Consider the following 13,949-nt stretch of genomic DNA (forward strand, 5'->3'; position numbering starts at 1 on the left):
TGTTCATTATAGATGCCGACTCCCCTGAAAAGATGTTCCTTCAACTGTTTGAGAAAATTTGGGGTAATCGGCCCTTGGTTTAGGGGCAGAGACTGGCCTGAATTGGAGGCAGTAATCCAAGCTCCGTTAGGAAACCAAGGCGTGGTGCTGTAGATCTTCGAGGCGAACAATTTCTAGGGCTTTGGCATGGGTGGCTTCGAGGTGAACTGGGGGCGCAACACCAACCTCAAAAGCTTCTTGCCAGCGGGCAGCGCAGAGACACCAGCGATCGCCAGGTTTAAGGCCAGGGAAATGGTATTGAGGCACGGGGGAACTCAAGTCGTTGCCTTGGTTTTTGGTGAATTCCAAGAAAGCCGGCGTCATTTTCGCACAGACCACATGGCGGCCAAAATCATTCGCGCCAGTGGTGCAGCAGCCATCTCGATAAAATCCAGTCAAGGGGTCGGTACTGCAAGGCTGGAGGGCAGTTCCTAAAACGTTTTTTGCGTCTGTCATTGGGGGTTCAAAAAATCCTCGTTGCAAGGGTAGACAATTCCAATGATAACGGCCGACACGACGGGTAACGCAGATTAGGCCATAGGAAAATCCCCTCCCCAATTTAGTGATTGGAGAAGGGAAAGCCAAGGAATTTAATCTAGGGATCTAGCGGCCAAGTTTTTGTTCTAAAGTGGCGATCATCGTTTATTTTTAGTTTAGTAATTTGAAGTTTTTCAATATATTTGGACAAATAAAAAGAGTATCACAGCATGAAAATTAGTGCAGAAATCGAAAAACTATCTTTTGTCGAGTGGTCGGACTTAAGTCAGCTTCCAAATTGTCCAGCTATTTACTTTGTTGTTGATTCGAAAAATATCATTCAATACATTGGTCAGGCAAAAGATTTAGAAAAAAGGTGGAGAAACCATCATCGTAAGTTTCAATTGGATCAAATCAATGAAAAATATCCAATTAGATTATATTGGATTATTTTAAATCTAGATGATTTAAAAACTGCGGAAAAACATTTTATTGAGAAATACAAACCATTACTCAATTCTACAATTGTTGAAACACCTGAAGTTATTCCGTCTGAAGTTATTTTGAAGCAGTTGTTGCGAAAAATTGCACGTAAAATCTGTGTTATTGGGATATCTGAAAATCCTAGTAGTCGCTTAAAGACAGTTTATGCTAAATTCGACGCTCAAAATTGTACAAAAAAAGGAGCAGCGGCAATCATCAAAAAGTTTCAAGCAGAAAATAAAGGTTCTTCTTTAAAAATAAAAAGAACTAAATATGTAAGCAAAATCTATGGCGAAGTTCATCGTTTTGGCAGTAGAAAAGCACGTAGGCAAGCATTAGAAAATCGCACCTATAATAATCATTGGGAAATCGGATGCAATGGCGTAATAATTGACATTACTCCAGAAAATGGTCTGCATCAGTTGGCTTTCTTTAAAGAGAGAGCTATTTCTTGGAAATTGGCAAATGTCACCATTCGCGCATTGAAACCTGAAGATTTTTTAGAAATACAAGAAAAAACTCTTATCTCACATTATAAATGTCAAGAATTATCTCCAATAAACATCAATATTGATCCTATTCCTATTCTGTGGAAGAACTAGGAGTCTAAACTTAAAGAATGAATTTTATAATTCAGTTCCAATAATACCGACCGACAGGACTGGCAATGTAAATTGAGCTATTGCATTGGGCCGTAGGAAAATCCCCTCCCCAAGACGGTGGTTGGAGAAGGGACATTAATACGGGATAAAAAGATTCAACCTGTAACTCTATCGACCGAGTTTTTGTTCTAAAGCGGCGATCGCCAACTTAGTTTTCAGTAAAGAATCAGGGTTCAAACTGATGGAATCAATGCCCAATTCAACAAGGAATTCAGCAAATTCTGGATAATCAGAGGGAGCTTGACCACAAATACCGATCTTGCGACCGTATTTTTTTGCCCCTTCGATCGCCATGCGAACCATGCGTTTTACCCCTTCATTCCGTTCATCGAAAATGTGGGCAACGAGGGCAGAATCCCGATCCAAACCAAGGGTCAATTGGGTGAGGTCGTTAGAGCCAATGGAGAAGCCATCGAACACTTCGCTGTATTCGTCTACAAGGATGACGTTGGAGGGTAATTCGCACATCACGTAAACCTGTAAACCATTTTCCCCACGGCGGAGATCATGTTTTGCCAGTTCAGCGAGGACGCGACGACCTTCTTCCGGAGTACGGCAGAATGGAACCATCGGAATAATATTCGTCAAGCCCATTTCATTGCGGGCAATCTTGAAGGCTTCACATTCCAAACCAAAGGCATCAGAATAGTTCGGATCGTAGTAACGGGATGCCCCACGCCAGCCGATCATCGGGTTTTCTTCTTCCGGTTCAAATTGACGACCGCCGAGCAGATTTGCATACTCATTGGATTTGAAGTCGGACATACGAACCACAACCGGATTCGGATAGAATGCGGCGGCAATCATTGCAATGCCACTTGCGAGTTTATCCACGAAGAAATCGGCTTTATTGTCATAGAGATGGGTGAGTTCGGCGATCTCTTTTTTCACCATGAGATCTTCGAGTTCATCAAAGTGAATCAGGGCTTTCGGGTGGGCTTTAATGTGGTTGGCAATGATGAATTCAAGGCGAGCTAAACCCACACCATCGGCAGGTAAAGGCGACAGCGAAAAAGCCTGTTCGGGGTTACCCACATTCATCAAAATTTTGGTCTTGGTGGTGGGCAGATTCTCAAGGGATGTTTCTTCCACTTCAAACTTCAGCAGACCCTCGTAGATCTTGCCGTCTTCCCCTTCACAACAGGAGACGGTTACGTCTTGACCAGACTTCACCAAGGTCGTGGCATCACCGCAACCCACCACGGCAGGGATCCCCATTTCTCTGGCAATAATCGCAGCGTGACAGGTGCGTCCGCCTTGGTCGGTGACGATCGCCGAGGCTTTTTTCATAATCGGTTCCCAATCGGGATCGGTGCGGCGGGTGACCAGCACCTGACCGGGTTTAAAGAGTTTAATTTGATCAACGTCGAGGATGACATTGGCTTCCCCTTGACCGACCATTTCCCCAACGCTGCGACCATGGGCCAAAACATTCCCTGTTTCTTGGAGCTTGTAGGTGCGGATGATATTGGCCGCTTTTTGGGACTGTACCGTTTCGGGGCGGGCTTGAACGATAAATAATTCACCCGTTAACCCATCCTTTGCCCATTCAATGTCCATCGGCGTATATTGGCCCCGGACATTGGAATAGTGTTCTTCGATGGTGGTTGCCCAACGGGCGAGGGTTAAAACGTCTTCGTCGCTGACGCAGAATTTATTTTGCAGGGCTTCGGGCACATCGACATTTTTGGTGAGCTTGGCACCGTCGGCATAGATCATCTTAATCTTCTTGCTCCCGAGACGCCGTTCGAGAATCGGCTTGTAGCCATCCTTGAGGGTCGGTTTGAAGACCACAAATTCATCGGGGTTCACGGCCCCTTGCACCACGTTTTCCCCTAAGCCATAGGCTCCGGTGATAAATGCGGCATCCTTAAAGCCGCTTTCAGTATCGATGGAGAACATCACGCCGGAGGTGGCGAGGTCGGAGCGCACCATTTTTTGGACACCGACAGACAGGGCCACTTCAAAATGATCGAAGCCGTTATGCTGCCGGTAGGCGATCGCCCGATCCGTAAACAGCGACGCAAAACATTTATGGCAGGCTTCGAGAACGCCCTTGACACCGTGGACATTCAGATAAGTTTCCTGCTGTCCCGCAAAACTGGCTTCCGGCAAATCCTCTGCCGTGGCACTGGAACGTACCGCCACATCGACGTTGTGGGCACTGTCTTCGCAGGCTTGTTTGTCTGCCCCCTCAAAGCGATCGCACACATCAGATTTAGCCCCATAGCGTTCGCACATTTTTTTGTAAGCAGAGGCGATCGCCACCTGGAGATCCTGGGGGAACGGCGTATTTAAAATCAAAGCCCGTGCCTGCCGCCCCCGTGCTTGGAGATTCGCCACATCATCCGTATCTAAATCTGCAAACAATGTCCGCAACTTTTCCTCTAAGCCCGCAGATTTAACAAAATGCCGATAGGCATGGGCCGTCGTCGCAAATCCGCCTGGAACGTTGACCCCCTGGGGCTGTAACTGCTGAATCATTTCCCCAAGGGAAGAATTTTTGCCGCCAACCAGACCCACATCCAGGGAACCAACCTCCTCAAACCACAAAACGAGCGCTTCGGTTCTCGCATCAGAAGCCGTAGCTGTGTTAAGAGTGCTAACCATAACGATAAAAACTCCTTAATCATCCCTCTCCGTACACCTCGATCCTAAAAGACTTAAAATGAGCCCTTTACAGAAATGAAATATATCCTTACCTTTCACTTCTGTTGAATGAAAAAACATCAAGAAAAACAAGCTTGATGTTGCCTAAAAAGACAATATTTTTTTCTTATCTTTATTTAAGATATTTTTAACCTTTTCAAGATATGTCAAGGCGCTTTAAAAAAGAAAAAGACTAGGTTTTTCCCAGTCTCGCCGCCCAAGTTGATTGGTTTTTATCAATATTGCTCAAGGTTGCAATCAGTCACTAACCACAGTATCCCCCTGGCCCCAGAAGCCATCATATTTTTTGACAGTAATATCCCCTTCTACGCTAACTTGGCAAGCCAGACGCCGTTCTTTGTCTGGGTTATGGGGCGGGAGAGAGAGGCGTGTTTTTTCTTTCCAGCTCTGGGCTGAAACAGGGCCAGTAATTTCGACAGCACAGGTGCCACAGGTACCAAGGCCATGGCAATTGATAGTTTTTGCATTGCCATTGTAAAGACTAATTTTGTTGGCTAGCAGAACTTTACGTAAATTATTGCCTTGATTGCAGGTAATGGTTTGATTTCCGAAGGTGATAGTCGGCATGGTTGGTGTTTTCTCTCATTATCTCAATGATGATTGCTTCTATGGTGCCACACTTTCTAAAAAGGGTCGGTTAAAGATGCTGCAAAACCAATTTTTTTGTGGGGAAGCTATCACCATAAATCACTGAGATCTAAAATAAAATTCTGTAAAATATCCTCTCCGGTAAGCTGTTTGGGGGTCATTAAAATTTCCACGGTTCGACCAGGACGATAAATTTCCACTTGGCGATCGCCTTGGTTAATGAGCCAGCCCAACCGACAACCATTGGCTAAATATTCCTGCATCTTTTGACGAGTCTGTTGTACCAGATCACTGGGCGAGAGCAGTTCGGCGACAAAATCAGGGCAGAGGGGAACAAATTTTTGCTGTTGTTCTGGAGTGAGGCTATCCCAGCGGGACTTTTCGACCCAACACATATCCGGCGATCGCGTCGCACCATTGGGCAAAACAAAGCCCGTCGAAGAATCGAAGCATTCCCCTAGGCGATAATGATTATTCCAAATCCCAAGCTGGACATTTAACTTGAAGTTGAGTCGGCCAGTTTCACCACCAGTAGGGGCCATGATCACAAGTTCTCCTTGGGCTGTGCGTTCGAGTTTTGCATCGGGATTCGCCTGACAGAGCTGGGCAAATTGGCCTTGGGTCAGGGTCAAAACGGGCTGGAGATCAAGGGTTACGGTAGCCATTGTCACGACCTCTCGCGGCGGAATGCTCCCATTGTAGGCAAGTTTTTTGGGGGATGGAGAATAGGGGATTCGAACCCCTGACCTCTGCGGTGCGATCGCAGCACTCTACCAACTGAGCTAATTCCCCAGAACGAAAAATTATTTTAGCACCTCTGCGGGGGGCGCAAGGCTGGGATCGATGCGTTCGAGTTCTAGATCGCTGAGGTAGTCCACACACCAGTTACTGCAACGCTGCAACATATGAAATGGATAGGTATGGGCGACGCCAACCACGGGAATACCGATGGATTTGGCGGCTTGGATACCATGGAAATTATCTTCAACGGCGAGACAATTTTCAGGCTGGATATTTTGGTCAGGAAATTTCTGGTTCAGTTGGGCGATCGCCAGGCGATAACCATCTCCGTTCGGTTTAAACGTTTTCACTTCATCGGCGGTGACAATCACATCAAAAGCTTGGTCAAGTTGCGCTTGCTGGAGAATAAATTCGGCATCGGCACGACAATAGCCCGTTACAATCCCCACGGGAATATTTTTGAGTTTAATCGCCGAAATTAGGGGAACAACGTCTTCATAGAGGGGGAACGGCTTTATTTCCCGTAATTTGCTTTGGTAAAGTGCAGATTTTTGTTGAATGAGACTATCCAGTTGCACCTCGGAGAATACCCGCCCCCGGAGTGCAAGATTTTCCTTGAGGCAGCGGCGATCGCTTTTGCCCAGGCTACTATCACGATAAAGGCGGTCGGTGGGTCGAAGATTTTCGGCCAGCAAAATGTCATCGATCAGCTCAAATTGGAGGGCCGTATCGTTTAGAAAGACTCCGTTGATTTCAAATAAAACGGCTTTGAGCAGGGTCATAACGGGACGATGGGAGAATGAAAGTTTACGTTTTTTGACCAAGGGTCAGGTTTTTGCCTGGTAATCCTCATCTTAGAATAAGCGTTGATATTTGCGGGCGATCGCCATGGTTTTGATGACGGATATTCCCCAGCGACACATTCTAAAAACAAGGGTGCATTGCCTAGATTATCAACGGGCCTGGGCCGAAATTGCGGCGGCGATCCGCGATGGGACATTTGGTTATGGGGCGATCGCCAATGTACACATGGTGATGACGGGTTACTGGGATCGAGGGTTTCAAAAAATCATCAACCAAGCCTTGGTAACAACTCCCGACGGTATGCCCTTAGTTTGGGGGTTGCGGTGGTTGGGTTATCCCCAGGCGATCCGGGTTTATGGGCCGGATTTGATGCTCCATTGTTGCGCCATGGCTGCCCAGGAGAAACTTCCGGTGTATCTTTACGGCAGTCGCCCAGAAACCCTCGAAAAATTGCAGCATCATCTTTTAGAAAAATTTCCCAATTTGCAAATTGCCGGAGTAGAAGCGCCCCCCTTTCGGCCACCAACCTCCGCCGAGGTGATCGCCACAAGACAGCGCATCGAACAATCTGGCGCGAAGCTGGTTTTCGTCGGTTTGGGTTGCCCGAAGCAAGAAAAATGGATGGCTGAAAATAGCCCTCACCTTAATGCCGTTTTGTTGGGGGTGGGGGCTGCCTTTGATTTCCATGCGGGTACGGTTTCCCAGGCCCCCCACTGGTTGAGGCCCCTGGGTTTGGAGTGGCTTTATCGACTGATCCAAGAACCCCGTCGCCTCTGGAAACGTTATCTCATCCACAATGGGGCGTTTATTTTGCTGTTTGGTTGGCAACTGCTCCGGCGGCGATCGCCCTAATTCTTTTCAAATTCTGCCCACCCCTGAGGGATTTTAAGTATTTTTCTTTGTATTGCCAGTTGATGGCCTCGATCCATGCCCAAGTCTCCGTTTCCCCTTCCCACCCAGGATATCCGCGCGATTCATCCGCTCCACTGGTTAAAAACTGCCCAAGGCCGCTGGAAAAGGGGTTTATTGCTGGTGGGTAGTGATCTGTTGGGGTTGGCGATCGCCTGGCAACTCGCGGACTACATTAATAATTTTTATTCACCGATTCCGGCGGATCTGGTCTGGTGGGTGTGGCTCGATATTCCCAGTCTGTTCTGGATTTTTGCCGTTGTCACCCTCTGTTTTTTCTTTGGAAATCATCTCTATCGCCTGCCTCCGGCTCCCCAGAACTACACCCGCGCCGCCTGGATCATCACCTTGGTCTATGGTTTATTCTTGGTCGGCAGTTATTTTCACAATCCAATGTTGGATCCGCCCCGTTCACTTTTTATTACGGCGTGGTTTCTCAGCATTGCCTTTGTCGTAGGTTTTCGCTTTATTCTGACCCTCATCCTACGGCAGTTTGATCGCCAAGCACCGCCGGTAAATGTCTTTTTGGTAGCACCGGCAAAACAGTTGGACTGCCTCAAGCGGGTGATCAAAAAACGTCCCCATTACAAAATTGTTGGTGCTGCCCTCGCTTCCATGGCCGGCACCCAGGCCACCATTGCCCAAATTCGTCAGTCAGGCGCCCAGGAGATTTTAGTCAAAGACTTGCCGGAAACGGAATTAGCTTCCCATTTGTTTTGGCACTTGCGCAGTGCGGGGATTGCGATTCGTTTGATGCCATCCAGTCGGGAAATGCTTTATCGTCGGGGTTTACCGGAAATGTTCGCGGGAATTCCCACCCTCCGCATTGAAACGCCCTTGTTATTGTGTTGGGATTATCGCCTGAAACGCTGGTTTGATTTCCTGGGTGCAGGGTTGGGTCTACTGCTAATCTCACCGCTGTTGGTCGGCGTGGCGATCGCCATACGTCTCGATTCACCGGGGCCAATTTTCTTTCGGCAACCGAGGGCGGGTCTTAATGGCAAACCCTTCAAGATGTGGAAATTCCGCACAATGGTCGTCGATGCGCCCCAGTTGCAGGCCCAACTAGAAGCGCAAAATCAAATGAAAGATGGGGTCTTGTTCAAGATTAAAGACGATCCCCGCATTACCAAGCTTGGTAAATTTCTCCGCCGCACCAGTATTGATGAGTTGCCCCAATTAATTAATGTGGTACTGGGTCAGATGAGTTTAGTGGGGCCGCGCCCCTTACCATTGCGGGATGTGGAACGGTTTGACGAATGGCACCATATCCGCCATCAGGTATTACCGGGGATTACAGGACTTTGGCAAATTTCGGGCCGCTCAGATCTAGAGGATTTTAATGATGCGGCACGGCTAGATTTGTACTACATTGACAATTGGTCTTTGAACCTCGATCTCGATATTCTGCTAGAAACGGTGCGGATCGTCTTTTTTGGCAAAGGCGCTTATTAGGCCGGAAAACCGTTGGTTTCGAGGTAATGGCGGATATCATCAAAGGTTTCCCAAGGCACGTAAGCTTTGCCTTCTTCATCCAGATATTGCTGGAGGCGATCGCGGGCAAAAACCAAATCTGCTTTGAGGGCCATATTGATATCCGTCAGGGAATCCCCGATGGCGATCGCCTTTTGGTATTTATACTTTCCCATCACCTGCACTTTTTCCACCATTTCTGTCCCCCCTTCAAAGGGCGCAATAATTTTGAAATAGGGATCAAAGGTATCAATATTCATCGCGGCCACCGTTTCAATGTGATCGCGCAGGGGTGTGCCATCGGTACCGGGGCGCGCTAAAACCCGCTCTACCATTGGCACGAGGCCACCGGAGACCACCACAATCGGCACTTGGCGATCGCCTAAAAACTGGAGAAAATCACTGAAGCCCTGACGTACAGGTTTATCGTCCACCTCGCTGACAAAAGCAGCAAATTGCTCCGAGGGAATCGCTTCGAGGATTTTGCGTACCCCTTCCCGGAGCGTAATCTTGCGGTTATACAAGCCCGGAAGAATGTCGGCGGCAACCTCCGGCGCATATTTACCGAGGGCATCGCCGAAGGTATCGACGGTCGTGATTGTGCCGTCAAAGTCGCAAAATACAATCGTTTGGGCGTCCATTAACTTTTGTAACGTAACAAGTTCCCCAGGATTATAGTCCGCTTTGGGATAATTTTGATCTTGTACTTTCCCTTACGAAGCAAGGAGAGTCTGTGTGCGGGGATCGAATTCAAAAACAGCCCCTTGGAAATTTGTCTGATTTAGTTTAGCGCCCTGAAACTTGGCTCCCCGGAGGTCAGCACGGGCGAAATTGGCTCCCCAGAGATTTGCGCCCCGAAAATCGGCCCTTTGGAGTTGGGCATGCCGAAAATCCGTCGAAACTAATTCTGCTTGCTGAAAATTGCTGGCGATCGCCTCTACATATTGACAGTTAGCGGCGGTTAAATTTCCGTGTTGGAAATCAGCTTGGTGCAGAGATGCCCGTGAGAAATTAGCCCGGACAAAACTCGTAAAACGCAGTTTGGCTCCAGTTAAATTGGTTCCCACCAAATTCATATCGTGGCCTTTTCCACCACAAAAAAGAATTCCAGCACAATTGAGACCACTAAAATCCTGCTGCCGAAAATCAACACCATTGAGATAGGCGGCCTGTAACTGTATGCCTTGTAAATTTGTTTCCTGCAAAATCGCACCACTGAGCTTCGCCTCACTCAAATTACTCCAACTGAGATCCGCTCCTGTTAAATTGGCCCCGCGAAAATTGACCCCCGTTAAATTGGCGCCACAGAGATTCACATTTTGGAGATCCGCCATGAAAAAAGTGACCCAACGCATAATGGCCCCACTGAGCTGGGCGTGATTTAGGGTTGCTTGGGTTAAGGTCGCCCCCTGGAGATTAACTTTCGTGAGATCCGCGCCGGTCAAATCGGCTTGGTCTAATTTGGCATAGCTAAGGTTCGCGCCGTATAAAAAAGCTCGCTTGAGGTTGGCCTGACGTAGATGGCAATGGTGCAAATTCGTCCTTGCGAGGGAGGCAGAAACAAAATTTCCTCCGGTAAAGTTGGTATGGGCTAAGTTTAACCCAGTCAAGTTTGCGGCAGTAAACCGTTCCCTGGGAAATAACCTCTGTCCCAAGGCATAGTCATTGAGAAGCGCTTCAATATTCATAGGGCCAGCTTTATGCAACCGAGCACCAAAAACGAGCAGCACCATTTGTAAATGCTACCTGCTGGCATCGGCCTCCTCTTTTATTAGAAAAGCAAACATACTCTATTTACTGAAGAAGCATTTAATTCTTAATGTTTCGATAATCTTCTTTGTGAACTGTTAATCTTGACAACAGCGGTTCATCAAATCTAAGACATTTTCTACAGCATAGATGGGGGTCTCTAAGGCGATCGCCACTTCTGCCACCGTTTTATCATCGAGGAATTTGGCTTCATCGTGCTTAAGCATCACCGTCGGGAGCAAAATGCCATCGCCAAAATCTCGGCCAGCCAGTTTTTTAATCAAGTCTTCCCCCGTGAGCAGTCCGGTAACCGTAATCGCCTGGCCCCAGTAGTCACTATTTAAGGCTGCTAGGGTAATCGTTAAATTTTCCACTTGGTTTAGACGCGCGACAAGGGGTTCAAAGGCTTGTTCTACGGCATTCCCTACGACCCAAGTGAAGTGCTTGGGTTTGGCGATCGCCGACGGTAAAGTCTCATCGGCGGTGTTGAGAAAATCCCGGATGAACTGGCGAATCGAACCCACCCCATTCCCCAGTTGAGGATAGTCTTCGTAATGGGACTCCGGCGGCAGTTCTGCCCGTGCAATGAGAAACCATTCATCGGCTAGCCAAGCAAAATTCGTTTGAAACCGTTCCCGGAACTCTGCCTGGAGCGCTGTCACCTGGGCGATCACTTCCTGGGCTTTGGCCTGATCAACGGGGCTCAGTTCCGTCAAATTAGGGCGAAAACGAGTTAAACCGACCGGCACCACCGCTGCCGAAATCACAGCGGGTAAATCTCCCCTGTGAAATTCAGCCAAATCCCGCAACGTTCTTTCTAAATGAGGCCCATCGTTGATCCCAGGACAAACGACGACTTGGGCATGGATTTGTAAGCGATGATCCGCAAACCATTGGAGTTGCGTGAGGATTTCCCCGGCACGGTCATTTTTGAGGAGTTGCCGACGAATCTCCGGCTCAGTGGCATGGACGGACACAAACAGGGGCGAGAGGCGCATTTGGTTAATGCGTTGCCATTCCCGCTCGGTCAGGTTGGTCAGGGTGAGATAACTGCCATAGAGAAAGCTGAGGCGATAGTCGTCATCTTTTAAGTAGAGGCTTTGGCGTTTGCCGGGGGGCTGCTGGTCGATAAAGCAAAAGGGACAGCGGTTATTGCATTGGATCAAACCGTCAAAGAGGGCGTTGTCAAACTCTAAACCCAGGTCTTCGTCGTAGTCTTTTTCGATTTCGAGGTGATGGGATTTCCCCTTAGCATCGAGGACTTCTAATTCGAGGTATTCGTCGGCGCAGAGAAATTGATAATCGATGAGATCCCTCGGCTTCATCCCATTAATGGAAACGATGGCATCACCAGCCTCAAAGCCAATTTCAGCGGCAATGGAATCGGGGACAACGTGGCAAATTTGGGCGGGCTTGATGGTGGAGACGCTCATGGGTTAACGCAGCAGGGTTAATGCCAAGATGATCATACCAAAGCCTAATCGATACCAGACGAAAACCCAGGTTTGGTGTTTTTGGAGAAATTGGATCAGCCAGGCGATCGCCAAGTAGGAAAACACCGCTGAAGAAATCAGACTGACAATTAGGGTGAGGGGCGGCACTGTTGTTAAGCCCCCACTCACTAATCCCTGGAATTCCACCAGGCCAGCGATGGTAATGGCGGGAATCCCTAGCAGAAACGAAAAACGCGCCGCCGTAGCTCGGTCTAGATTCATAAACAGGCCCGCTGTAATCGTCGAACCAGACCGCGACACTCCGGGGATGACAGCGAGAGCTTGGGCGCAGCCCATGAGAATACCATCCTTGAGGCTGAGCTGGTCAAAGGCGCGTTGGTGCCGGGGATAACGTTCGGCAAGGGCTAATAAGATCGCCATCACAATGGAGGCGATCGCAATGGCGGTTAAGCTGCGCAACGGTGACGCGTCATAGTTAGGGACAAAAATTTTGAGCAGCAGACCCACGCAAAGGATCGGGAAAGTCCCCCACACAATGCCCCAAAACATGCGCCACTCTTGTTTTTGCCAATCTTTTTGTTGCCAAGCTTGCCAGGCCCCACCAATGACCTGCCGTAAATCTTGCCAGAAATAACCCAGCACAGCGACGATGCTCCCCAGTTGAATCACGGCGGTGAGAGCCACCCCTGGATCGGGCCAACCGAGGGCCACGGGGATCACCTTGAGGTGAGCAGTGCTACTGATGGGGATGAATTCGGTTAAGCCTTGCACCAATCCTAAAATAATCCCTTGGAACCAATTGAACTGTACCGGGGCGATCGCCAACGTATTTTCGGGCGTGGCGGCATTGATGCGCAGATGCCAAAAGCTAATCAACAGAAATAGAACCAAGCCGAGGGCCACCATACTGCTGAACTCAAACCAGTGCCGTTGTTGCTTTTTTTTGAGCATTGATGTCGCTTCCCTTGGGCGTCGGGTAAATCTGCCTCAACTACTCTAGTCAATCTGGTTGACCTTGACTAGCTTTTAGAAAAATCCGGCCTGGGGATTCCCCACTCGGAGGTTAAATCCTCGGCGATCGCCCCTCAGAAATGGCAAAATCAGGCAAATTTCCCGTCCTCTTTATGAGAAAATCGGGAGTCATAAGTTAAAATTCATTAATAAATATTTACAAGTTATTGTTACAAACCACTTTGTTTTGCTGAACCATCCTCTTTTCTCTGTCGGTGCAGTGTATGTTCTCAAGCGACAACAGGATCTCCGCCGCAATATTCCCCTCCTAATTTGCCTCGCATCGGGCTTCTTGGTTTCTGTGCCTGTTTTTTTCCAAGCCCCCCTGGTCAGGACGGCTCCCTGGCTGAGTTTGGCATTGACTCTCCTCTGGGTAGCGATCGCCTGTGGCCTCCGGCAGCGAGAAAATACCGAAATTTGGGGTGATCTCCTCTGGGGTTTTAGCTGGAGCTGGTTAGCCGGAGCTATCTATTGGGGCTGGTTGCGCTATGAACCCTTTTTACATCTTCCGGTGGAGGCGATTGGGCTACCCTTTGCCCTGTGGGGCCTGTGGCAAAAGCGGGGCTTGGTGGGACATTTGTTTTACCTGGGTTCCCTCCTTGGTACGGCGATCACCGACATTTACTTTTACCTCACGGATTTGATCCCCTACTGGCGCAAGCTCATGTATGCCGAGCCAGATTTTGTGATGCCCATTTTCCAAGCGGCCTTAGCCCAGATGCAGACCCTCTGGGGCATTAGTTGGGCAGTTGTTCTGGTGAATTTATTGATCGGCATTAGTTGGTGGGCCTTCCGTCAGCCCCAAATCCCCTACTGGAGTTTCGCCGGGGCCGTGGTCAGTACTCTCCTCGTCGATGGTCTGTTTTGGATTGCGGCTTGCTTCGCCTAG

At 48.6% G+C, this 13,949-nt stretch carries 13 protein-coding genes and 1 tRNA gene; 4 read left to right on the forward strand and 10 right to left on the reverse strand.

Annotated elements, in window-relative coordinates; all coding sequences use genetic code 11:
• Nucleotides 1–126: 126 nt before the first annotated feature.
• The gene (locus tag AWQ22_RS01315) at nt 127–495 is read right to left on the reverse strand and encodes a DUF2237 family protein (RefSeq protein ID WP_030006051.1); all 369 of its coding nucleotides are present in this window, start codon (nt 493–495) and stop codon (nt 127–129) included.
• A gap of 251 nt (nt 496–746) precedes the next feature.
• Here AWQ22_RS01315 and AWQ22_RS01320 point away from each other — a divergent pair, with 251 nt between their 5' ends.
• Entirely contained in the window at nt 747–1,601 is an 855-nt protein-coding gene (locus AWQ22_RS01320) for a GIY-YIG nuclease family protein (RefSeq protein WP_065709942.1), read from the forward strand.
• A gap of 168 nt (nt 1,602–1,769) precedes the next feature.
• On the opposite strand, the gene ppsA is transcribed toward AWQ22_RS01320, so the two are convergent.
• The 5 genes from ppsA to AWQ22_RS01345 form a co-directional block, all read right to left on the reverse strand.
• Nucleotides 1,770–4,271 (reverse strand): phosphoenolpyruvate synthase, encoded by a 2,502-nt coding sequence (ppsA, locus tag AWQ22_RS01325; protein ID WP_065709943.1) that lies wholly within the window; start codon nt 4,269–4,271, stop codon nt 1,770–1,772.
• Nucleotides 4,272–4,568: 297 nt separating this feature from the next.
• Nucleotides 4,569–4,898: a 2Fe-2S iron-sulfur cluster-binding protein gene (locus AWQ22_RS01330; protein ID WP_065709944.1), complete on the reverse strand. Its 330-nt coding sequence runs from the start codon at nt 4,896–4,898 to the stop codon at nt 4,569–4,571.
• A 110-nt stretch (nt 4,899–5,008) separates the two neighbouring features.
• Nucleotides 5,009–5,584 (reverse strand): Uma2 family endonuclease, encoded by a 576-nt coding sequence (locus tag AWQ22_RS01335; protein WP_065709945.1) that lies wholly within the window; start codon nt 5,582–5,584, stop codon nt 5,009–5,011.
• A gap of 54 nt (nt 5,585–5,638) precedes the next feature.
• Nucleotides 5,639–5,711 (reverse strand) — tRNA-Ala (locus AWQ22_RS01340).
• 11 nt (nt 5,712–5,722) lie between these two features.
• Nucleotides 5,723–6,442, reverse strand: coding sequence for an HAD family phosphatase (locus AWQ22_RS01345; RefSeq protein WP_065709946.1), 720 nt, complete (start codon nt 6,440–6,442; stop codon nt 5,723–5,725).
• A gap of 106 nt (nt 6,443–6,548) precedes the next feature.
• On the opposite strand from AWQ22_RS01345, the gene AWQ22_RS01350 reads away from it, so the two are divergent.
• Together AWQ22_RS01350 and AWQ22_RS01355 are read left to right on the forward strand one after the other, a co-directional pair.
• On the forward strand, nt 6,549–7,316 hold the full coding sequence (locus AWQ22_RS01350; RefSeq protein WP_157094563.1) for a WecB/TagA/CpsF family glycosyltransferase: 768 nt from the start codon (nt 6,549–6,551) through the stop codon (nt 7,314–7,316).
• A 75-nt stretch (nt 7,317–7,391) separates the two neighbouring features.
• On the forward strand, nt 7,392–8,828 hold the full coding sequence (locus tag AWQ22_RS01355) for a sugar transferase (protein ID WP_065709948.1): 1,437 nt from the start codon (nt 7,392–7,394) through the stop codon (nt 8,826–8,828).
• Here the strand turns inward: AWQ22_RS01355 and AWQ22_RS01360 are convergent.
• From AWQ22_RS01360 to AWQ22_RS01375, 4 genes are all read right to left on the reverse strand, one after another.
• Entirely contained in the window at nt 8,825–9,487 is a 663-nt protein-coding gene (locus tag AWQ22_RS01360) for an HAD-IB family phosphatase (protein ID WP_065709949.1), read from the reverse strand. The genes AWQ22_RS01355 and AWQ22_RS01360 overlap by 4 nt on opposite strands.
• Before the next feature lie 72 nt (nt 9,488–9,559).
• The gene (locus tag AWQ22_RS01365) at nt 9,560–10,579 is read right to left on the reverse strand and encodes a pentapeptide repeat-containing protein (protein ID WP_084448939.1); all 1,020 of its coding nucleotides are present in this window, start codon (nt 10,577–10,579) and stop codon (nt 9,560–9,562) included.
• A gap of 114 nt (nt 10,580–10,693) precedes the next feature.
• On the reverse strand, nt 10,694–12,028 hold the full coding sequence (locus tag AWQ22_RS01370) for a TIGR03279 family radical SAM protein (RefSeq protein ID WP_065709951.1): 1,335 nt from the start codon (nt 12,026–12,028) through the stop codon (nt 10,694–10,696).
• A 3-nt stretch (nt 12,029–12,031) separates the two neighbouring features.
• Complete coding sequence (locus tag AWQ22_RS01375; RefSeq protein ID WP_065709952.1) at nt 12,032–13,000, reverse strand: undecaprenyl-diphosphate phosphatase; 969 nt, start codon at nt 12,998–13,000, stop codon at nt 12,032–12,034.
• Nucleotides 13,001–13,319: 319 nt separating this feature from the next.
• On the opposite strand from AWQ22_RS01375, the gene AWQ22_RS17025 reads away from it, so the two are divergent.
• The gene (locus AWQ22_RS17025) at nt 13,320–13,949 is read left to right on the forward strand and encodes a DUF3120 domain-containing protein (protein WP_315862007.1); all 630 of its coding nucleotides are present in this window, start codon (nt 13,320–13,322) and stop codon (nt 13,947–13,949) included.

The organism is Picosynechococcus sp. PCC 7117 (assembly GCF_001693275.1).
Taxonomy (GTDB): domain Bacteria; phylum Cyanobacteriota; class Cyanobacteriia; order Cyanobacteriales; family MRBY01; genus MRBY01.

What these genes read in the sequence shown, in the direction of transcription:
- AWQ22_RS01320 (WP_065709942.1), top strand. Translation starts at nt 747, where the DNA reads ATGAAAATTAGTGCAGAAATCGAAAAACTATCTTTTGTCGAGTGGTCG.
- AWQ22_RS01370 (WP_065709951.1), bottom strand. Translation starts at nt 12,028, where the DNA reads ATGAGCGTCTCCACCATCAAGCCCGCCCAAATTTGCCACGTTGTCCCC.
- AWQ22_RS01330 (WP_065709944.1), bottom strand. Translation starts at nt 4,898, where the DNA reads ATGCCGACTATCACCTTCGGAAATCAAACCATTACCTGCAATCAAGGC.
- AWQ22_RS01360 (WP_065709949.1), bottom strand. Translation starts at nt 9,487, where the DNA reads ATGGACGCCCAAACGATTGTATTTTGCGACTTTGACGGCACAATCACG.
- ppsA (WP_065709943.1), bottom strand. Translation starts at nt 4,271, where the DNA reads ATGGTTAGCACTCTTAACACAGCTACGGCTTCTGATGCGAGAACCGAA.
- AWQ22_RS01355 (WP_065709948.1), top strand. Translation starts at nt 7,392, where the DNA reads ATGCCCAAGTCTCCGTTTCCCCTTCCCACCCAGGATATCCGCGCGATT.
- AWQ22_RS01315 (WP_030006051.1), bottom strand. Translation starts at nt 495, where the DNA reads ATGACAGACGCAAAAAACGTTTTAGGAACTGCCCTCCAGCCTTGCAGT.
- AWQ22_RS01345 (WP_065709946.1), bottom strand. Translation starts at nt 6,442, where the DNA reads ATGACCCTGCTCAAAGCCGTTTTATTTGAAATCAACGGAGTCTTTCTA.
- AWQ22_RS01335 (WP_065709945.1), bottom strand. Translation starts at nt 5,584, where the DNA reads ATGGCTACCGTAACCCTTGATCTCCAGCCCGTTTTGACCCTGACCCAA.
- AWQ22_RS01375 (WP_065709952.1), bottom strand. Translation starts at nt 13,000, where the DNA reads ATGCTCAAAAAAAAGCAACAACGGCACTGGTTTGAGTTCAGCAGTATG.
- AWQ22_RS01350 (WP_157094563.1), top strand. Translation starts at nt 6,549, where the DNA reads ATGGTTTTGATGACGGATATTCCCCAGCGACACATTCTAAAAACAAGG.
- AWQ22_RS01365 (WP_084448939.1), bottom strand. Translation starts at nt 10,579, where the DNA reads ATGGTGCTGCTCGTTTTTGGTGCTCGGTTGCATAAAGCTGGCCCTATG.